Consider the following 20,059-nt stretch of genomic DNA (forward strand, 5'->3'; position numbering starts at 1 on the left):
ATCGTTCTATTACCAAATTAAAATAAGTAAAAATAACATTTATTAAGGGTTTAAGCGATTTATTTATTTCTCAAGGTTTTCATTTTATGGTAAAATGAAAAGTACTATATTAGAATAGAAAGGAAGGGATATTGATGATTACAATGGATGATATTATCCGTGAGGGGCATCCTACCCTTCGTGAAGTTGCCAAAGAAGTTGAGTTACCTTTATCAGAAGAAGATATTGAACTAGGTAAACGTATGCAAGAGTTTTTAAAAAACAGTCAAGACCCAGAACTTGCAGAAAAATACAAACTACGTGGTGGTGTTGGACTTGCCGCACCACAATTAAATATTTCAAAACGCATTATTGCAATTGAAATTCCTAGTCAGTCAGAAGAAGATACTGAACCACTTTTAAGCACTGTCATGTACAATCCCAAAATAGTGAGTCACTCAGTTCAACAAGCTGCTCTTGAAGAAGGAGAAGGTTGTTTATCTGTTGACAGACCAGTGCCAGGTTACGTTATTAGAAATGCACGAATTACAGTTACTTATCATGATATAAATGGTGAAGAACATAAAATTCGTTTGAAAAATTACATGGCCATTGTGGTACAACATGAGATTGATCATATCAATGGTATTATGTTCTATGATCATATTAATGAAGAGCATCCAAATTATGCACCAGATGATGTGATTTTTATCCAATAAAAAGCTTGTCATACAAATTGTATGACAAGCTTTTTTGTTTTACTCGATTAATCTAAGTAGTGAACAGATTCATCTTTATTCAACCAAGAATAAGTTAACCCAATAACCAATCCCCCACCAATAAAGTTACCAATGAAAGTAAAAATCAAATTGGTCGCTACTGCACCAACCGTCATCCCAGCAATCATTCCACCTGATGAAAAATAGGCTAATGGGAAGTAAATGAAATTGGCGATAACGTGCTCAAATCCTAAGAAGGTAAAAATAAAAATAACTAGAATGATACCAAATAATCGACCCACATCATCTTTTAATTTCATCGACATCAAAACAGCCAGGTTAACAATCACATTGGCAAAAATCCCTTCTATTAATGTTTGAAGGATTCCCTTTTCAAATTTCCCCTCAACCAGATGCGTTAAAAAATTATCTGCTGGTAATCCTTTAAAAGATCCTGTAAGAGATAACATATAAGCAATAACGAGTGCACCGATTAAATTAAACAGCACACAAACCAGCAATATTTTTAACGCACGACTTGGTGCTAATTTCTTTCGGTAAGTCGCAACTGTCATATACATCATGTTAGATGTTCCAAGTTCTGCATTAAGAAAAATGATTAAAGCTAATCCCAAACCAAACGCCATCGCGTATAAAGCTTTTCCCGCTGCTGGGTCTGTAAATTTCAATCCTAATCCTATTGCAATCGCTGATCCTAAGCTCAGATATAGTGTTGCTAATACCGAACGCATCGCGTATTTCCCAAAATGTTTTTGGATTAATTCATCTTTTTTTTCGATGGACGCATCTAGTTTGGCCATCAATTCTGAATGTTGTGCCATTGTCTTATTCCTTCCTTTGATAACATTGTTATTTTTTGAGCAAACTTTTATTTATAGTAGATACTATATCTTAAAAACTCGTCCAAATCTACTAAAAGTTTAATAAAAATGTGGATAAAATACGTCAAATTTTTCTATTTAAACTTTTCTACAAAACATCAATTAATTCTTGTCTTTTCAAAATTGATAAAGTATAATGGAATTTGTGTAAAATAATGCAGCTAGAAAATAAGTAGCACGTTTATTAGTTTATTGCCTTTATGGGTTCAATTGCGTAACCGCGGCTGCAAAGGTGAAGATTGAAGAATAAACTAAGCGTCTATTAATATTTTCAAGAAATTATTTTACTCCAAATAAAAAATTATATTGGAGGATTTTTAAATGTCTCGTTATACAGGACCAAGTTGGAAATTATCTCGTCGTTTAGGCGTATCTTTATCAGGAACTGGTAAAGAATTAGCTCGTCGTCCATATGCACCAGGACAACACGGACCAAACCAAAGAAGAAACAAATCAGAATATGGTATGCAATTAACTGAAAAACAAAAATTACGCCATATGTACGGTTTAAATGAACGTCAATTCCGTAATCTTTTCATGAGAGCCGGAAAAATTAAAGAAGGTAAACACGGTGTTAACTTTATGGTTCTTTTAGAACAACGTTTAGACAACGTAGTATACCGTCTAGGTTTAGCTACAACTCGTCGTCAAGCACGTCAGTTAGTTAACCATGGTCACGTTTTAGTTGATGGCAAACGTGTTGACATCCCTTCATACGAAGTGGCTGTTGGACAAATTATCTCTATCCGTGAAAAATCTAAAGATTTAACAATCATTAAAGATGCTGTTGAATCAACTTTAGGTCGTCCTTCATTTGTAAGCTTTGACGCTGAAAAATTAGAAGGTAGTATCACTCGTTTACCAGAACGTGATGAATTACCACAAGAAGTTGATGAATCTTACGTAGTTGAATTCTACAACAAATTACTATAAGATTTTCAATTATCTTTATGCAAAAAAAGAGATGGTTCCCATCTCTTTTTTTGTTTGTTATTTATTAATAAAAATCAATCATTAGTAGTCTTACCTGATGTGAAACATCGTTCACTATATTATTACAAGAACACCATTCCGTCTGATTATATCGTGATAAAAAGAATTAAGAGAATAACTACTAAAAAGGAATTTTTTTCCGACCACTCATTTTTACTCAATAAGTGATCTAAATATCGCTGCTTCTTATAATTTATTGTTACCTAAACTAAACTATTTGTTTCTATCTCTAAACGACTCTTTTTTGATAATGATTATTTCTTTAAAAATATCTTTATTTTCTTTTATGATTAATAAACATAATTAACCACATAATTAAAACAATAGAAAGTATCACCACATACATCCATTCATAATCAGAAGGAAAACGTGGTAGATCAATATTCATTCCATAAAAACCTGTAATTAATGTTGGAATAGCTAATGCTAAAGACCAAACAGTTAAAAATTTCATGGTATCATTTAAATTATTGTTCATAATACTATCAAAAATACGAGCAATACGGTCCACAATATCTGATTCTAATTCTGTCATATGGGCTACTTGATTTGCTTCAATGAGCGCATCATCTAAACGTTCTAAAGTTTGCTCGTCAAATCGTTGTCCCAATCTAGAACGCTTTATTTGTTCAAGTATTTCTAAATTATTTTCTGAAGCGCTAAGTAAAAATGTTAATGTTTGTTGTAAATAAGACAAACGAACTAAATCTTTATTTTTTACCTTTTCAGTCAACAAATCATCCATTTGATGTCGTTCTTTTGATATTTCTCTTAAAATTGGTAAATATCGATCTATCAATTCTCGAATTAATTCGAAAAGAAATATCATTGGTGTTGAATGAATATCTTGATTAATCGTATTTTTAATCCCATCATAACTTACTATGCTCTCACCCTCATTAAAAGAAAATAACTTATTGCCCTTTACTAAAAAACTAACTGGGCGAGATACATAACGAATCTCTTTTGGTTGTTTTGTTGGAACATGAATAACGATTAATTCCAAATCATTAACTGTATCGGTAATATAGTTACTTCTTTCGTAGATATCCCTTACATATTCTAGCGTTTCTTCTGGTAGATGGTATCGTTCTCTCAATATGTTTTTTTCACTTGATGATAAATGATGTGTCTCAATCCATTCAAACCTTGAATTTATTTGATGTTCAACCAACATAGACATTTCCCCTTTTTTTAATTATCCTAATAAAAAAGAAGCCATTTTATGATGACTTCTTAAGATTTCTATTTTCATTATACACTACCAATAATTAAAGGCATAAATAAACCCGCAATATTAAAATAAATCAACACACTAGTCAAATCACTCAACGTCGTTATAAACGGACCACTAGCAACTGCAGGGTCAAAACCAAGCTTCTCCATTAAAATAGGAATCAAGCTTCCTGCTAAGTTAGCAATCGTAATGGCACAAAGCATGGCTATTCCGATAACAAGTCCAAGTGGAAAATTTTGCTTCCAAAATCCAACTACTAAAAAAATAACTACCCCTGTTACAGCTCCGGTAATAATTCCTGTCAAAATTTCACTCATCACAAGTGAGAAAAAATTTAGTTCTTTATCATCGGATACTGCTAATTTTCTAACTGCCACAGCTAAAGATTGTGTTCCGGCATTCCCCGCAGTTCCTGTAATAAGAGATATAAAAACAGCCAAAATGCTAGCTTCACTAATCAAGACTTCATAATGACTGATTAAGGAGGCAGTAGACATTCCCAAAAAGAGCAACGTCACAAGCCACGGCAGGCGCTTCAAAGCAGCTTGAAATGAACTTTCAGTTGTTGCTTCAACGTCGACACCAGCTAGTCCAGAATAATCACTCGCTGCTTCATCGTCAATAACATCAATAATATCATCTACCGTAATAATCCCAAGTAAATGATTATTATCATCAACAACTGGGATAGCGAGAAAATCATAATCACGAATCATTTTTGCCACTTCTTCTTGATCTTCATTTACATTCACACTAATTACACGTTCACCCATCATGTCTTCAATCATCATATCATCATCACTGACAATTAAATCCCTTAAAGAAATAACTCCCACCAGTTGATTACTTGGACTAACCACATAGACATAATAAATAATTTCTGCTTCCTGTGCTTTCTTCTTTAATAGTGTTAGAGCAGAACGTACCGTTTGATTAGCAACAATGGATACGTATTCTGTTGCCATGATTGAACCAGCTGTTTTGTCCTCATAATGAAGTAGTTTTTTCATATTAACAGAAGTTTCAGGTTTCATTCTGTCTAGATATTTTCGCGCTGTTTCTTCTTCTAGCTGACTTAAAATATCCACCGCGTTATCGGTGTACATACTTTCTAAAATAGCTACAACATAGTTAGGTGACATTTCTGTAATATAGTCAGTCAATCCTTCATGGTCTTCTTCAATCACATCCAGCATATCTGCCATCTCTTTTGGTGAAAGATAAGCATACATTAGATGTCGTTCTTTTTTATCAAGTGATAAATAAAATTGTCCTTGTTCATATAAATGCCAATCTAAGAATTTTTCCCTAAATAATTCCATATCTTGGCGCTGTAAAAGGGACAATAACTCTTTTTCTTGCTCTTCTTTGTTTAACACTTCTGTCATACCAACGACTCCCCTTACTCTATTAACTCTTCCATATCATTTGGTAATGGCAACTCAAATGTTAATTCCTCTCTTGTGAATGGATGTAGGAAAACCAACTTCTGACAATGAAGTGCTTGCCTATTCAATCCTTTTGTTAAGTCCCCACCATATAACTCATCACCGATTAAAGGACAACCAATTGCTGAAAAATGGACACGAATTTGATGTGTCCTTCCTGTATGCAACTGTACAGCAACGTGGGCAATATCGCGATTTATTTCAACTAATTTATATTCCGTAATTGCACGTTGACCATTTTCGATGACACAACGTTTAATAATAGATGTCTCATCTCTTCCAATCGGCAAATCAATGGTTTCATGTTTTTTTAAACGAGACAAATCACCACCAACTAATGCATGATAATATTTTTTTAACTCACCTGATTGGAGTTGCTTGTCCATCATCGCATGGGCAAATCCATGTTTTGCAAACATCATCAAACCTGTTGTATCTCTGTCTAAGCGCGTCACGACATGAATGATACGATTAACATATTGTTGCTGATTGTAATAATATTTAACGTAATTGGCCATCGTACCATTTTTATGATATTGCGATGGAATAGAGGCCACTTCTGTTGGTTTATTAACTATTAGCAAATGCTCATCTTCATACACAATATCTAGTTTGGATTCAAAAGGAAGCATCGTTTCGTGCTCCCCTTCATCTGGAATGATAATCGTCACGACATCATCTAATTTGACTTCAAACTTTGTATTTCTAACTTGCTTATTAACTAAAAGTGTCCCACCTTGAAACTTTATTTTAGCTAAAAGTCGCCTTGATACTCCTTTATTATTTAAAAAACGTTTTAACGTAGTTTTTTCTTCATCTACTGTCCAACTAAATCTCATATTCTCTCGCTACTTTCTTTTGAAGTCCCTATAAAGGCGTTATTCACACGGCGCCAAAAATGGGTATGCCGATACAAGGCAAAATGAATTCTTTTTTCTGACAAACGAAATGTCACTTGTTTAATATTAGAATTAGTTAACGACAAGTTGTCCACATGTAAACTATATGTTTCTCGTTTTTTCATATCCAATTTAATCCATTCATCTGGTGCAATAATCATCGGAGAACCTAATGAACGATAAACTCGATTATTTAGTGAGGCAATTTCATTTAATTGAAGTGTATTTACTCGTGGATGAACAACTGCGCCTCCTAAACTTTTACTATACGCTGTTGAACCAGTTGGCGTTGAAACAGATAAGCCGTCTCCTCTGTAGCATTCAAACAACTCATCTTTTATATAGACATTTGCTACCATAGTTCGTTCCACATTTTTAATCGTCGCTTCATTAAGTGCTAAAAAATGTCTGTTTGCCATATTATTCGTATAAGTTAAACAAACATCTAACAATGGATAACTCACACTATTTTGCTTTTCTTCTTTCAAACTTCGAACTAATTCATCTATCTCATAATCTCGCCAATCAGTATAAAATCCTAGATGTCCCGTGTGAACACCAATAAACCTAACAGTATCTAATTGATTTTCATAAGCATGAAATGCACTTAATAACGTACCATCTCCACCAATCGTTATAACAACATCTGGATTTTTTTTATCTAAAATAAACCCTGCCTTTCGGAGCTTTGACAAAAGTTCTTGCGTAACTTTTCTTGAGGTTGGTTTACGATTAGAATAGACTCTAATTCTCATCATTATCTTCCCTCTTTTCATTGACGTATCTTTCCAAGTGATCCAAGTCTCGATATGAAAAGAGATGTTGGGCTTCTTGAATTTCATCACGTATTTTTGACATTTCTTCATCCAACAAATAGGCAGCTTCTGCTGTTAGCTCTAACCGCTTATTAATTTCTTCTGGAAATTCGCCATCATATTTGTAATTAAGCGAATGTTCAATCGTTGCCCAAAAATTCATTGCTAAGGTACGTATTTGTATTTCAACATAAATATTTTTTTCACCCATAATAAGTTGAACAGGGTATTCTACTACCACATGATAAGATCTGTATCCACTTGCTTTTTTGTTGGTAATATAGTCTCTTTCCTGAATAATTCTAAAATCTGTTCGTTTCCGAAGAAGTGCCACCACTTCATAAATATCTTCAACGAACTGACACATTACACGGAGTCCCGCAATATCTTGCATATCTTCCTCTAATCTATCCAACTCAATACCACGTAATGTTGCTTTCGTTAAAATACTATCTTTAGGCTTTACACGACCTGTGACAAATTCAATTGGAGTATGCAAATTATTTTCTTTATACTGTGTTCGAATATTTCGAAGTTTAACTTTTAATTCTGAAACTGCTTGTTCGTATGGTGCCAAAAATAATTGCCAATTTCTTTCTTCCATCCTATTCGCCACCTTTGTTATCAACATACATGCTATATTTTAACATAATTGTTCTTAAAAAGTTAGCTTACAAATAAGGTCATTATAGTTGTTTTTTTAGAATGATTTCATTACACTATCAACGAGGTGAAGATTGTGTCTAAAGAACTAGAAATCGAATTTAAAAACATGTTAACTAAAATAGAATTTGAACAACTGATAATGAAATATTTTCCAACAACGCCAGCTTTTTCTCAAACAAATTGTTATTTCGATACACCAAATACACAATTAAAAGAGCTATCAATGGGGTTGCGACTTAGAAAACGTGTTGGAAAAAATGAATGCACCTTAAAAATACCAACTAAAAATGAACATGCTTATCAAGAGATTACCGATAATTTAACCGAGGAGCAAATCACTCATTTAATAAAAGAAAAGCGGATTTATGCACAAGGAGAAGTGGCTCGTTATTTAGAATCAATTAACGTCCCGATAAATGAATTAAATATGATTGGATCATTAACAACTAATAGACGCGAGAAAAAATTAAATAATAATACTCTGCTAGTCGTTGATGAGAACTATTTTGATAAGATGATTGATTTTGAACTTGAAATGGAGGTAACTGTTTCTTCACAAGGAGAACAATTTTTTAATGATTTTTTAATAAAAGAAGAGATAAAAAGGCGTCCTGCTAGCAAAAAAATAGCACGTATGATAGAATATCGAAGTTGATTTTAAAACATTGATATGAAAGACTTTTCCCTTTTATTTTTTGTGAATCTTTGTTACATTATTCGTTAGTAGTAAAACAGTTTTCTTATATAAGGGAGGGGCATAATGGTAGAGATATATTTATTTGTTAATCCGTTAGATGAACTTTGTCTTTTGTCTGAGCAACGCTTTTTAGAAGCCATCGAACACGAAGAGACTAAAGTCTATTTGAAATTAATTCCTATATTAAATCCTTTAATTATCCACCATTACTTGATTGATAATAACTACCCTACAAACGATTTAGTTTTTAGAAATCACTTAATTGAAACAGTTTATTCTGCTTGTTTAGACGTTAAAGCAGCACAACTTCAAGGAAAAAAGATGGGACGAAAGTTCTTATTTCATTTACAAAATTTAGTAGGAAAAGAAAAAATGGCTTATTCAGATGAATTAGTTGATATGATTTTAACTAAGATCAATGCTGATAGAGAGACGTTTAAATTAGATAGACAATCTAAACTAATTAAAGAATTTTTTAAAATAGATCAACAAATAGCAAATGAGATGGGTATCAATCGATTCGCCAAAGCTGTCATTTTTAATTATGACTCAACTCGAAATTTTGGTGTGTTAATTGATGCTTTTTCTTCAACCGATTTAATCAAACAATTATTAAAAGTCGAACACACACAAACAAATTACGCAAAATTATTAGAACACTAAAAAGGAATGCCCTATATGCTAGAGCATTCCTTTTATGTTATTCAAATGACTCAATTAATGTTTCTAATTCATTAAGACGCGCTTCAAATACTTTCATCGTTTCTTCAATATAAGCTGATTGTGTCATATCAACACCAGCGCGTTTCATGACATCAATAGGGTAGTCACTATTTCCTGATTTCAAGAAAGTTAAGTAATTTTCCAAAGCCCCATCTTCTTTACGAATGATTTTATCTGCTAAAGCAGTTGCAGCAGAAAAACCTGTTGCGTATTGATACACATAATAATTATAGTAGAAATGAGGAATACGACTCCATTCATACGCGATTTCTGGATCGCGCTCTACCGAATCACCATAGTATTTCGCATTTAAATCAGCATAGTACTCACTTAAATAATCACTTGTTAATGGTGTTCCCTTCGCATCTTCTGTGTGAATAAAATGTTCAAATTCAGCAAATTGCGTTTGTCTAAAGATTGTGCCTTTTACACCATCCAAGTAATGATTTAAAATAAAGGCCTTAACTTTCGGATCTTTTTCTGTTTTTAACAAATAATCTGTTAGTAAGTTTTCATTAGTTGTTGAGGCAATTTCTGCTAAAAAGATAGAATAATCGCCATACACATAAGGCTGATTTTTTCTTGTATAGTAACTATGAACACTATGTCCCATTTCATGAACTAGCGTAAATAAATGATTTAAACTTTCATGCCAATTTAATAAGATATAAGGTTTTGTGTCATAACTTCCTGAAGAATATGCCCCACTGCGTTTACCTTTGTTTTCAACCACATCAATCCAACGGTCACCATACGCTTCTTGAACGATTTCTAAGTATTCTTCACCTAATGGAGACAACCCTTCAAGTGATTTTAATTTTGCCTCGTCATAAGTGTAACGAATTGGTGCATCACCTAATATTGGTGTATACATATCATACATATGCAACTCACTAACATTTAATAATTTTTTGCGCAATGCAACATAACGATGTAATAATGGTAAATTTTTATGTACCACATCTAACAATGTATCATAGACTGATTCTGGAATATGATTAGCACTTAAAGAAGCTTCTCTAGCAGATTCATAATTTCTAATCTGTGCGTTAAAATTATGTTTTTTCACGTGGGAAGATAACGTGCTTGCAAACGTGTTTCTAAATTGTTTATATACTTTGTACAATCCTTCAAATGCTTCTTTACGAACTTCGCGATTAGTACTTTCCATTAATTGACCATACATTCCTGAAGATAATTGAACTTTTTCACCTTCTTCATCTGTTACAATTGGAAATTCTAAATCAGCATTATTTAGTATAGAAAAAGTATGACTTGATGCTGAGAATATCTCACTTGCCCCAGCTAGTAACGCTTCTTCTTTTTCAGATAAGGTGTGTGCTCTATCTGCCGTAATTTGATTAATAAAATGACGATAGATTTCTAAACCAGATTCTTCTTTAAAATATGCCTCTATTGTCTCATCTGATAATGTTAAAACTTCTGGACCAAACCATGAAACAGCCTCCCCTGCTTTAGCTGCAATCGTGCTAGCTTTTGCATACACGCCTTGGTAAGTCGCATTGCCTGTATCTTGATCATTTTTTAAATGTGAGTACACATAAATTTTTTCTGTCGTACGATGAATAGATAATACATATTCAATCGCTGATAGAAAAGCCTTTGCACCATTTTTTAATGTTCCTTGATACTCGCTTGCTTTTTCTAAATCTGATGTTAATGACTCTAATGCATCGTTAAAGGCATCATCTGATGCAAAAATAGGTGTTAAGTCCCATGTTAAGTCCTCTGGTAGTTCCGAACGATTTGGTAATTGTTTTGTTTCACTCATCTTTAAATAACCCCTTTCTCATTATCACTTAATAATCATATCATATTTTAACGGAAGAGTTAGTCTTTCACTTCTTTTTTTTAAAAATTTTTTCCATTGAGCGTTATTCAATACCTCCTCTTCTTTAACATGAAATACATTTTGAGATATTTCTTCAATGACTGTTAGTTCTTTTAAAAAGTGGAGATATAGAGATAAACAATAATCTATGACTTGATATTTTTCTAAATTAGCGTAATCATCCAACATTTCGTCTGGTATCTCACTTATAATCCTTTCTTTTAATTCAACATAAGACCTCTTTTTTTGATGCTTTAATTCATTAAATATAATCAAACGAACTACTAGCTCTGTCTCTTTAAAGAAAGGATGATATAAACTCGGTAAATACACCACTTCTGGTAAATACAATAAATGATACGATTGTTGATATAAATACTCTTGTAACACTCTTAATGACTTATCTGATTGCAACAAACGCCTGGATAGTCTATCTTTTCTTCGACTCACCTCTTTTAATGGACTTAAAACACTATAACTAGCGATCACACACTGTTTCAATAACAACTCTTTTAAGCTATAATCCTGTAGCGAATAGCTTTTCCTTCGAACAATCATATCTTTACCATTATGGGCTAAATAATGTGTCATAACTAACATCTCTTTATCAATCAACAAACAAAAATCAACATATCCTCTGTCATTATCAAAATAAATAAAATGTTTTTTCAATTCTGTCAAACTGGTCAACTGTCCTAACTTCTGGCCTAAAATCCAGAAAACTTGGTAACCATTTTGTTTATAATGTGTTGTTCTTTTTTTTAACCGTTCAATACTTAATGAACTACATTGAAATTCAATTGCCAGAGTTTTATCAATCAATACATCTGCTCGTTGGTTAATTTCTGGTAAATAGGCCTCAAGTTGGCACTCTGAACCAAATATCTCACAATTTTTAGCAATAAGTAGTTTTCCTGCTACATGCTCAAAAGACTCATTTTCAGTAGCTGTCTGACAAACAGTTGTTTTTTTATGTGCAAAATGTGGGTACTTAATCTCACCTTTTTTTAAAATGACTTCACCATGACAACATGGACAATAATACGTTTCTCTTTTAGTAGCATGTTGACTCATAATCATCTCTTCTTTTTTATTGATTGCAACAAGCATATTTTCACCTCTTTTAAACTACATTCGCAAATAGCAGAAAAAAGCTTGAAATATAAAAAGGTTTGTTTGATACTTAGTAAAGAATCAAACTGGAGGGATAATGCGTTGGATACTCACTTATTAAAACAAAAAATAATTGAAGCAAGCAAAGAAATTGGCATTGATAAGATTGGGTTTACTACTGCTGAACCATTTGATCATTTAAAAGATAGTCTCATCGAACAAAAAGAAAACCATCATACAACAGGCTTTGAACATGGAAACATTGATGAGCGCCTTTTTCCAGAATTAATTTTTGATCAACCGCAATCTATTATTTCAATTGCCCTAGCATACCCAACACGAATGAATAACCGCTTAAAATCTGTCCGAGGTGAAAAACGTGGAAAATTTGCTCGAGCATCTTGGGGGATTGATTACCACGATATTTTAAAAGACAGACTGAATAAACTAATCGACTTTATCAAAGAAGAAGCATCTCAAAACTTAAACGTAACATTTAAACCAATGGTCGATACTGGTGAATTAATAGACGTTGTTGTGGCACAAAGAGCAGGACTTGGTTTTATTGGAAAAAACGGATTATTAATCACAGAAGAGTTTGGGTCCTATGTTTATTTAGGTGAAATTATTACAAATATTCCATTTGAACCAGACATGCCAATTGAAAATCAATGTGGCGATTGTACTAAGTGTATCGATCAATGTCCCACTTCTGCTTTACTAGGAGATGGTAGGATGAATGCTCAAAAATGTTTATCCTATCAAACACAAACAAAAGGATTCATGCCTGAAGAATACCGACCAAAAATCCGGTCAATTATTTATGGATGTGATATTTGCCAAGAAGTCTGTCCTTTTAATAAAGGGAAAAACTTTCATTTTCATAAAGAAATGGAACCAGACCCTGAAATCGTGACGCCTTTACTAAAACCGATATTAACAATCTCCAATCGTGAATTTAAAGAACGCTTTGGTTACCTTGCCGGATCTTGGCGGGGGAAAAAACCAATCCAACGAAATGCCATTATTGCATTAGCAAATGTGAGAGATAAAACAAGTATTCCTAATCTATTAAGCTGTATAGAAAATGACCCTCGTCCTGTTATAAGAGGAACAGCTGCCTGGTCACTCAGTGTAATTGACCCAAACAATCGGGCTATCCTTGACTTTTTAATCGAATACTTTAACAAAGAAACTGACGATGAAGCAAAAGAAGAAATGAGAAAAGCAATCGACAGAATGAGAATTTTAAAAAAAAATAAGATAATAGATGATTTTTAGTAAGAATAGGCTAATAAAAAAGTAATAATTTAATAAACATATTAAAAGAACTGAGTAAATTTACTAACATTTTACTCAGTTCTTTTAATCTATTATCAGAATATTTGATACTATAACTATGGGGTATAACAATGTATTTTAATTTAAGGAGGATTTTTTATGACAAAAGCAACAAAAAAAGTAACCCTGTTCGGTTTAATCTTAATGATTTTTACCTCGGTATTCGGGTTTGGTAATGCTCCAGTCGCCTTTTATCGTATGGGATACGGTGCAATCATTTGGTATATTTTAGCTGCACTCTTTTTCTTTATACCATATGCACTTATGATGGCTGAATATGGGTCTACTTTCAAACATGAAAGTGGTGGGATGTACACTTGGATGGAAAAATCTGTTGGACCAAAATATGCGTTCATTGGGACATTTATGTGGTACACCTCTTATATCATTTGGATGGTTAATGTATCAACTAAGGTATTCATTACGCTATCAACCACTTACTCAGGTTCAGATCACACCAATTATTGGAGTTTATTTGGTCTTGATTCGACTCAAACAATTGGATTACTTGCTATTTTATTTATTATTATTGTCACCTTTTTCGCAGCAAGAGGATTAGATAAAATCACTAAAATCACATCTGTTGGTGGGATTGCTGTAACATTTTTAAATGTTGTATTAATCGTTGTCAGCTTAATTATTTTAGTTTTTAACAAAGGACAAGTCGCTCAACCAATCGAAGGCATGAAAAGTTTTATTGATTCACCTAATCCAGGATTTAATTCTCCACTGGCCATTATTTCATTTTTAGTATTTGCTATTTTTGCTTATGGAGGATTGGAAGCTGTCGGTGGTTTAGTTGATAAAACAGAAAACGCTGAAAAAAACTTTCCTAAAGGAGTTATTCTTTCAGCTATCATCATCTCTATTGGGTATGCATTAACCATTCTTTTATGGGGTGTGTCAACAAACTGGGATTCTGTTTTAAGTGGTAATAATGTCAATCTTGGTAATATCACTTATGTCTTAATGAATAATCTAGGATTTGAATTAGGTCGAGCAATTAATTTATCAACAGATACTGCTTTAGCCATTGGGCATGCATTTGCTAGATTTACAGGTTTATCCATGTTTCTAGCTTACTTAGGTGCTTTCTTTACTTTAATCTATTCGCCATTAAAAACGATTATCGAAGGAACACCAAAAGGACTTTGGCCTGAAAAAATGGTTAGAGAAAATGACAAAGGCATGCCAGCTTTTGCTATGTGGATTCAATGTGTGATTGTGGTTCTTATCTTAGCTTTAGTGTCATTTGGTGGTAAAGACGCACAATCATTCTATAATGTTTTAACCTTAATGGTAAACGTCTCAATGACTGTTCCATATCTATTTTTAACAGGTGCTTTCCCGGCGTTTAAACAAAAATCAGATATTGATCATTCAATTAATATTTTCAAAACCAAAACACAATACATGATAAGCACCATTATTGTCATGGCTGTTATTGGGTTTGCTAATATCTTTACCATTATTGAACCATTATTTAGAGAAGGTGGTCCTGTTTGGGGAGATACACTATGGCAAATTGCCGGACCCGTATTATTTTCATTAATTGCCCTACTTTTATTCAATCGCTACGAGAAACGTAAAAAAGACTAAATACCAAAACCAAAGTACGCTTATACGCACTTTGGTTTTTTTTTATGATTCAACTATGTTATATCAAATATACTAAAAATATAACACTTTATCTTTTGATATTGTTATTTATAAACAGCTATGTTAGGTTTTGTAAGGGGATACATAAATGTCACCAAAAATCGAAAGGAGAAGTATATCAAATAAAGGTGATATACAACAGATTATGAAAAAAGTTAAATTAGCAACAATCACATTATTAGGGATTGTCGGGTTAGTTGGTTGTACAACTAAAACAAATGAAGACTCTTCTAAGAAAAAAGAGTCAGAACAAAAAGAATTAACCATTTTAGGAACATCTGATATTCACGGTCGGTATATGGCCTGGGATTATACAACAGATGTCGAAAATAAAATCGGTAGTTTTTCTCAAATTGGAACTATCGTAAAAGAAGTTAGAGATAACAATAAGAATACTCTACTTGTTGATGCCGGGGATTTAATTCAAGACAACTCAGCTGAAATTTTTAAAAACGATGATAATCACCCTGCAACAACTGTACTAAAAGCTCTTAAGTACGATGTTTGGACTATGGGAAATCATGAATTTGATTATGGTTTTGATGTTTTAGACAACATCACTGACCAATTTGATGGAGCTGTCCTAGCAGGTAATGTTAAATTAGATAATGATCAACCTTATTTTGATTCTTACAAAGTTATTGAAAAAGATGGGATTAAAGTTGGTTTTATTGGAATGACCACTCCAATGGTTGCGGAATTTAAAAAAGATACTACAATTTTTGATGGAAAAAAACTAACAGACCCAGTCAAAGAAACGATTAACGTTGTAAAAGAGTTGAAAAGTAAAGTCGATGTTTTAGTTGGTGTAGTACATATGGGATTAGATAATGAAAATGATGTACATAATACTGGTGTTGCGGATATGGCTGAAGCCATTCCTGAATTAGATGTGGTTTTTGCCGGACACATGCATAAATTAGTAGAAGAGGAATACATTAATAATGTCTTAATTGTAGAACCTGATAAGTATGGTCGATTTGTCTCACGCGTTGATTTAACATTAGACAAAACAAAAGATGGCTACAAAGTAAAAAATAAAAAAGGATCAGCGATTGAAGTTGCTAAATATAAGGAAGATAAGGAAATCAATGATTTATTAAAATCATCTCATGAAAAAGCGCGTAAAGTCGCGAATACTGTCGTTGGTCAATTAACTGGAATGGACTTAGTTCCTAAAAACGATATTAAAGGGATTTCAAATGCTCAAATAGAAGAAACACCTTTAGTTAACTTCTTTGGTGAAGTGATGCTTCATTATAGTAAAAATGCTGATGTTGTGGCTTTCCAAATCGATACCGATACACCGTCATTAGATATCGGTGACATTAAGAAAAAAGATATTGCCAGAAACTATCAATTTACTGATGGCGAAGTGACAGTCTTTGATATTACCGGAAAAGACTTAAAAGACTACATGGAATGGGGAGCTGATTACTACAATCAAAGCCAACCAGGAGATGTCACCATTAGTTATAATCCAAAAAGAAGAATCAATAAATACAACACAAACGATCGCTTTTACAATGTAAAATACGACATTGATTTATCCCAACCAGCTGGTAAACGCATTACTAATTTAAGACGACTTGATGACACCCCTATTGATTTAAATGAGCCTTTGAAAATTGGAATGAATCAATATCGAATGAATTTCTTAACTTCAGAAGAAGGGCCTTTAGCTGGTAGAAAATTCAACCAAGTATACTCTACCTTTTCTCCTGATGCTTTTGGTGAAGTTGAAGGTCGTATTCGTGAATTATCTGCTCGATATATCAAAGAAGAAAAAAATGGTGTCTATGAAGGTAAGTTACTGAATAATTGGAAAATCGTTGGTACTGATACTGACTCTAAAGCTCATCAAGACGTTGCTGAATTGATTAATGATGATATTATTGAGATTCCAAGTATGGAAGACGGAAAAGTAACCAATATAAAATCAATTAATGTGGATGAAGTTGCCAACGACGATGATATAACAAAACTAAGTAAAAAAGCTAACATTGATAAAACAAAATTAAAAAATGTTAAAACAACTGGAGATTTATATTCCCAAATAAACCAAATTCGAAAAAAATAGTCACTAAAAAGAGGCTGGCCCAAAAGTAATTTATTAAATAAAAATCACCAAACTAATAAAACAGAAATCCCATGAAATCAATATTTTAATAAACTGATTTCACGGGATTTTTTCTATTTTAAGACTTCTGGGTCAGCCTCTTTTTTAAAATGACTCTAACTCCACTGAAGCATGTTCCCAAGATTCTAATAGCGTTTCTTGTTTAGCATAGGTTTCTTGTAATTCTTTATCTAAATCTAAGAGTTGTTCATGATCCTCTAAAATCTCTGGTTGCTCCATCTCTTTTTGGATAGATTCTATTTTTTCTTCTGCTTCTTGCAACTCAGCTTCCAATGAATCAACTAATCGCACCAGTTTACGTTGTTCTTTTTGTCGCTCTTTTGATTCTTCGTAACTTAATTTATCTTTAGTTACTTGATTCACTACATTGTCTTGTGTTTCATTCAATAAAGCTTGTCTTTCTTCTTCTTCTGCTTTTTTCTCGAGGTAGTAATCATAATTCCCATGATAATAAGTACTACCATGTTCTGACAACTCTAAAACGCCTGTTGCGATTCGATTAATAAAGTAACGATCGTGAGAAACAAATAATAATGTTCCATCATACTCGATTAACGCATTCTCCAAAACTTCTTTACTGTCAATATCCAAATGGTTAGTCGGCTCATCAAGAATAAGGAAATTATCTTTTTGCATCGCTAATTTTGCTAATGCTACTCTCGCTTTTTCCCCCCCACTTAATAAGTTAATCGTTTTTTTAACGTCTTCTCCAGAAAATAAAAAACTACCTAAAAGTGTTCTGATATCTTTTTCTGGTGTCGTTGGATGCTCACGCCATAATTCTTCCAACACGCCTTGACTTCCACTAAGTTTTCCTTGTTCTTGGTCATAGTAACCAATATCTACTTTATGGCCAATATCAGCTGTTCCTTTAATAAATGGAATATCTCCAATAATACTCTTTAATAATGTTGATTTACCAACTCCATTTGGGCCAACTAAAGCAATGGATTCTTGTTTACGCAAAGCTAGATTAATAGGTTCACTTAAAATAAGATCATCATACCCCACTGCCACATCTTCCAGCGTTAGCACTTCTCTACCTGACGTGCGATTGATTTTAAATAGAAAATGAGCTGATTTCTCATCACCTAAAGGCTTCTCTAATTTTTCCATTTTTTCTAATTGTTTACGACGACTTTGTGCTCGTTTTGTTGTTGATGCACGTACAATGTTTCGTGCCACAAAGTCCTCTAGTTTTGCAATTTTATCCTGCTGTTTTTCGTATTCTTTTTCTTCTTGTTCTAACCTCTCAGCTTTCATTTCTAAAAACTTCGAATAATTACCTTTATAATGACTAATTTTTCTTCGACTAATATCATATACTTCATTCACAATCTTATCTAAGAAATAACGGTCATGGGATACCATCAAAATAGCCCCACGATAGCCGTGTAAATACCCTTCTAACCAATTTAATGTATCAATATCTAAATGGTTAGTCGGCTCATCTAAAATGAGTAGATTAGGTTTTTCCAATAACAAACGAGCCAATGCTAAACGAGTTTTTTGACCACCTGATAGATTTTGAATTGGGACATCAAAATAGCTTTCATCAAAACGAAATCCATGTAAAACAGATTTTATTTCAGACTCATAACCATACCCATTCATTTCATTAAACTCATGTTGTAATTTATCGTAATCTTTTAGTACTTGTTGATATTTTTCTTCATCATCATGGATATTTGGATCGGCGATGTCTTTTTCTAATTGTCGTAAGTTTTTTTCCATCTCTTGAACATAGTCAAAGACACTAAGCATCTCTTCCCAAATCGTTTTATCTGATTCTAAACCAGTATGTTGGTCTAAATAACCCATTGTTAAATCTCTTGTTTTCGTAACTAAACCTGTATCTGGCTCTTCAATGCCAGCTAATATTTTTAATAATGTCGATTTCCCTGCACCATTACGTCCAACAAGCGCAATTCGACTTTTATCTTGTATATCTAATTGTATATTTTCAAATAATACGTCATCTCCAAATAATCTAGAGACATTGTTAGCTTGTAATAAAATCATGACGTCCTCCATCTTTTAACTTATAAGAACAGTTTATCATAAAACATAAGATATGTTTGGTATATTTATCGTTCAGAATTACTCAAATATAAGCGTAAAAATTGCTTTTATCCCTTAGTAAAGGTATCCTATTAACGTGAACTTTATAACAATGAGGGTATATGAAAAGTGAGGGGAATTATTATGAAAGACACGACTATTCCAAAGGCAACTGCCAAAAGGTTACCTTTGTATTATCGATATTTAAAATTTTTATTTGATTCAGGAAAGAAAAAAGTCTCTTCAACTGAGTTAAGTGAGGCTGTGAAAGTTGACAGTGCTACTATTCGACGTGACTTTTCTTATTTTGGGGAACTAGGTAAACGTGGTTACGGGTATGACGTGGAAAGTTTAATGACTTTTTTTGCTAAAACGTTAAATGAAGATCGTTTAACAAATGTAGCTCTTGTCGGTGTTGGTAATTTAGGACACGCATTATTGAACTACCGTTTCCATCAAAGTGATAGTATTCGTATCAGTGCTGCATTTGATGTTAAACCTGATATTGTTGGTCGCATACTTGATGGCGTTCCTATCTATGATGCTAATGATATGGTCGAACAAATTCGTGCACAACATATTGATGTTGCCATTTTGACTGTCCCACCAGCACATGCACAAGAAAATGCTGACCGTCTAGTTGAAGCCGGAATCAAAGGCATTATGAATTTCACACCAATTCGTATCAACGTTCCAAAGGATGTTCAAATTCAAAATGTTGACCTAACAAATGAAATGCAAACATTAATCTACTTCTTATCTAACTACAAAGAAGACTAAATAAAAAGCTTATCGACCGCTGTCGCTAAGCTTTT

Annotated in this window: 17 protein-coding genes; 8 read left to right on the top strand and 9 right to left on the bottom strand. The window is 33.0% G+C overall.

Annotation, left to right across the window (positions count from 1 at the left end; genetic code table 11):
• Positions 1-134 precede the first annotated feature (134 nt).
• On the top strand, positions 135-698 hold the full coding sequence (def, locus tag MN581_RS06225; protein ID WP_071457433.1) for a peptide deformylase: 564 nt from the start codon (positions 135-137) through the stop codon (positions 696-698).
• A 47-nt stretch (positions 699-745) separates the two neighbouring features.
• Here the strand turns inward: def and MN581_RS06230 are convergent, their stop codons facing one another.
• Entirely contained in the window at positions 746-1,540 is a 795-nt protein-coding gene (locus MN581_RS06230; RefSeq protein WP_117973241.1) for a formate/nitrite transporter family protein, read from the bottom strand.
• 381 nt (positions 1,541-1,921) lie between these two features.
• On the opposite strand from MN581_RS06230, the gene rpsD reads away from it, so the two are divergent.
• A complete protein-coding gene (gene rpsD / locus MN581_RS06235; RefSeq protein ID WP_117973242.1) occupies positions 1,922-2,533 on the top strand; it encodes a 30S ribosomal protein S4 in 612 nt (203 codons plus the stop codon).
• Between the two features lie 334 nt (positions 2,534-2,867).
• On the opposite strand, the gene MN581_RS06240 is transcribed toward rpsD, so the two are convergent.
• From MN581_RS06240 to MN581_RS06260, 5 genes are all read right to left on the bottom strand, one after another.
• The gene (locus MN581_RS06240) at positions 2,868-3,770 is read right to left on the bottom strand and encodes a magnesium transporter CorA family protein (RefSeq protein ID WP_241699421.1); all 903 of its coding nucleotides are present in this window, start codon (positions 3,768-3,770) and stop codon (positions 2,868-2,870) included.
• A 77-nt stretch (positions 3,771-3,847) separates the two neighbouring features.
• Entirely contained in the window at positions 3,848-5,218 is a 1,371-nt protein-coding gene (gene mgtE, locus MN581_RS06245; protein ID WP_241699422.1) for a magnesium transporter, read from the bottom strand.
• Positions 5,219-5,232: 14 nt separating this feature from the next.
• Entirely contained in the window at positions 5,233-6,117 is an 885-nt protein-coding gene (locus MN581_RS06250) for an RluA family pseudouridine synthase (RefSeq protein WP_241699423.1), read from the bottom strand.
• Positions 6,114-6,932, bottom strand: coding sequence for an NAD kinase (locus MN581_RS06255; RefSeq protein ID WP_117973430.1), 819 nt, complete (start codon positions 6,930-6,932; stop codon positions 6,114-6,116). The genes MN581_RS06250 and MN581_RS06255 overlap by 4 nt, the downstream gene beginning before the upstream one ends.
• Complete coding sequence (locus tag MN581_RS06260) at positions 6,922-7,596, bottom strand: GTP pyrophosphokinase family protein (protein ID WP_147590036.1); 675 nt, start codon at positions 7,594-7,596, stop codon at positions 6,922-6,924. The genes MN581_RS06255 and MN581_RS06260 overlap by 11 nt, the downstream gene beginning before the upstream one ends.
• A gap of 135 nt (positions 7,597-7,731) precedes the next feature.
• On the opposite strand from MN581_RS06260, the gene MN581_RS06265 reads away from it, so the two are divergent.
• Together MN581_RS06265 and MN581_RS06270 are read left to right on the top strand one after the other, a co-directional pair.
• Positions 7,732-8,313 carry a CYTH domain-containing protein gene (locus tag MN581_RS06265; RefSeq protein ID WP_117973247.1) on the top strand — a complete coding sequence of 194 codons (582 nt, stop codon included), beginning with the start codon at positions 7,732-7,734 and terminating at the stop codon, positions 8,311-8,313.
• A gap of 105 nt (positions 8,314-8,418) precedes the next feature.
• Complete coding sequence (locus MN581_RS06270; RefSeq protein ID WP_241699424.1) at positions 8,419-9,018, top strand: DsbA family protein; 600 nt, start codon at positions 8,419-8,421, stop codon at positions 9,016-9,018.
• A gap of 37 nt (positions 9,019-9,055) precedes the next feature.
• On the opposite strand, the gene pepF is transcribed toward MN581_RS06270, so the two are convergent.
• Entirely contained in the window at positions 9,056-10,870 is a 1,815-nt protein-coding gene (pepF, locus tag MN581_RS06275; RefSeq protein ID WP_241699425.1) for an oligoendopeptidase F, read from the bottom strand.
• Between the two features lie 24 nt (positions 10,871-10,894).
• Positions 10,895-12,040, bottom strand: a complete 1,146-nt coding sequence (locus MN581_RS06280) for a competence protein CoiA family protein (RefSeq protein ID WP_241699426.1) — start codon at positions 12,038-12,040, stop codon at positions 10,895-10,897.
• Positions 12,041-12,145: 105 nt separating this feature from the next.
• Between MN581_RS06280 and queG the strand changes: the two genes are divergently transcribed.
• The 3 genes from queG to MN581_RS06295 all read left to right on the top strand — a co-directional run bounded on the left by queG (position 12,146) and on the right by MN581_RS06295 (position 17,123).
• On the top strand, positions 12,146-13,324 hold the full coding sequence (queG, locus tag MN581_RS06285) for a tRNA epoxyqueuosine(34) reductase QueG (RefSeq protein WP_241699427.1): 1,179 nt from the start codon (positions 12,146-12,148) through the stop codon (positions 13,322-13,324).
• Between the two features lie 159 nt (positions 13,325-13,483).
• Positions 13,484-14,983, top strand: a complete 1,500-nt coding sequence (gene yjeM, locus MN581_RS06290; RefSeq protein ID WP_241699428.1) for a glutamate/gamma-aminobutyrate family transporter YjeM — start codon at positions 13,484-13,486, stop codon at positions 14,981-14,983.
• Between the two features lie 148 nt (positions 14,984-15,131).
• The gene (locus MN581_RS06295; protein ID WP_233519185.1) at positions 15,132-17,123 is read left to right on the top strand and encodes a 5'-nucleotidase C-terminal domain-containing protein; all 1,992 of its coding nucleotides are present in this window, start codon (positions 15,132-15,134) and stop codon (positions 17,121-17,123) included.
• Between the two features lie 144 nt (positions 17,124-17,267).
• Here MN581_RS06295 and MN581_RS06300 read toward each other — a convergent pair whose 3' ends face one another.
• Positions 17,268-19,205 carry an ATP-binding cassette domain-containing protein gene (locus MN581_RS06300; RefSeq protein WP_241699429.1) on the bottom strand — a complete coding sequence of 646 codons (1,938 nt, stop codon included), beginning with the start codon at positions 19,203-19,205 and terminating at the stop codon, positions 17,268-17,270.
• A 183-nt stretch (positions 19,206-19,388) separates the two neighbouring features.
• Here MN581_RS06300 and MN581_RS06305 point away from each other — a divergent pair, with 183 nt between their 5' ends.
• Entirely contained in the window at positions 19,389-20,024 is a 636-nt protein-coding gene (locus tag MN581_RS06305; protein WP_071457448.1) for a redox-sensing transcriptional repressor Rex, read from the top strand.
• The last annotated feature ends 35 nt before the right edge of the window (positions 20,025-20,059 follow it).

Origin of the sequence: Vagococcus sp. CY53-2 (assembly GCF_022604695.1) — a bacterium.
Classification (GTDB): domain Bacteria; phylum Bacillota; class Bacilli; order Lactobacillales; family Vagococcaceae; genus Vagococcus.

What these genes read in the sequence shown, in the direction of transcription:
- def (WP_071457433.1), top strand. Translation starts at nt 135, where the DNA reads ATGATTACAATGGATGATATTATCCGTGAGGGGCATCCTACCCTTCGT.
- MN581_RS06230 (WP_117973241.1), bottom strand. Translation starts at nt 1,540, where the DNA reads ATGGCACAACATTCAGAATTGATGGCCAAACTAGATGCGTCCATCGAA.
- rpsD (WP_117973242.1), top strand. Translation starts at nt 1,922, where the DNA reads ATGTCTCGTTATACAGGACCAAGTTGGAAATTATCTCGTCGTTTAGGC.
- MN581_RS06240 (WP_241699421.1), bottom strand. Translation starts at nt 3,770, where the DNA reads ATGTTGGTTGAACATCAAATAAATTCAAGGTTTGAATGGATTGAGACA.
- mgtE (WP_241699422.1), bottom strand. Translation starts at nt 5,218, where the DNA reads ATGACAGAAGTGTTAAACAAAGAAGAGCAAGAAAAAGAGTTATTGTCC.
- MN581_RS06250 (WP_241699423.1), bottom strand. Translation starts at nt 6,117, where the DNA reads ATGAGATTTAGTTGGACAGTAGATGAAGAAAAAACTACGTTAAAACGT.
- MN581_RS06255 (WP_117973430.1), bottom strand. Translation starts at nt 6,932, where the DNA reads ATGAGAATTAGAGTCTATTCTAATCGTAAACCAACCTCAAGAAAAGTT.
- MN581_RS06260 (WP_147590036.1), bottom strand. Translation starts at nt 7,596, where the DNA reads ATGGAAGAAAGAAATTGGCAATTATTTTTGGCACCATACGAACAAGCA.
- MN581_RS06270 (WP_241699424.1), top strand. Translation starts at nt 8,419, where the DNA reads ATGGTAGAGATATATTTATTTGTTAATCCGTTAGATGAACTTTGTCTT.
- pepF (WP_241699425.1), bottom strand. Translation starts at nt 10,870, where the DNA reads ATGAGTGAAACAAAACAATTACCAAATCGTTCGGAACTACCAGAGGAC.
- MN581_RS06280 (WP_241699426.1), bottom strand. Translation starts at nt 12,040, where the DNA reads ATGCTTGTTGCAATCAATAAAAAAGAAGAGATGATTATGAGTCAACAT.
- yjeM (WP_241699428.1), top strand. Translation starts at nt 13,484, where the DNA reads ATGACAAAAGCAACAAAAAAAGTAACCCTGTTCGGTTTAATCTTAATG.
- MN581_RS06295 (WP_233519185.1), top strand. Translation starts at nt 15,132, where the DNA reads ATGTCACCAAAAATCGAAAGGAGAAGTATATCAAATAAAGGTGATATA.
- MN581_RS06300 (WP_241699429.1), bottom strand. Translation starts at nt 19,205, where the DNA reads ATGATTTTATTACAAGCTAACAATGTCTCTAGATTATTTGGAGATGAC.
- MN581_RS06305 (WP_071457448.1), top strand. Translation starts at nt 19,389, where the DNA reads ATGAAAGACACGACTATTCCAAAGGCAACTGCCAAAAGGTTACCTTTG.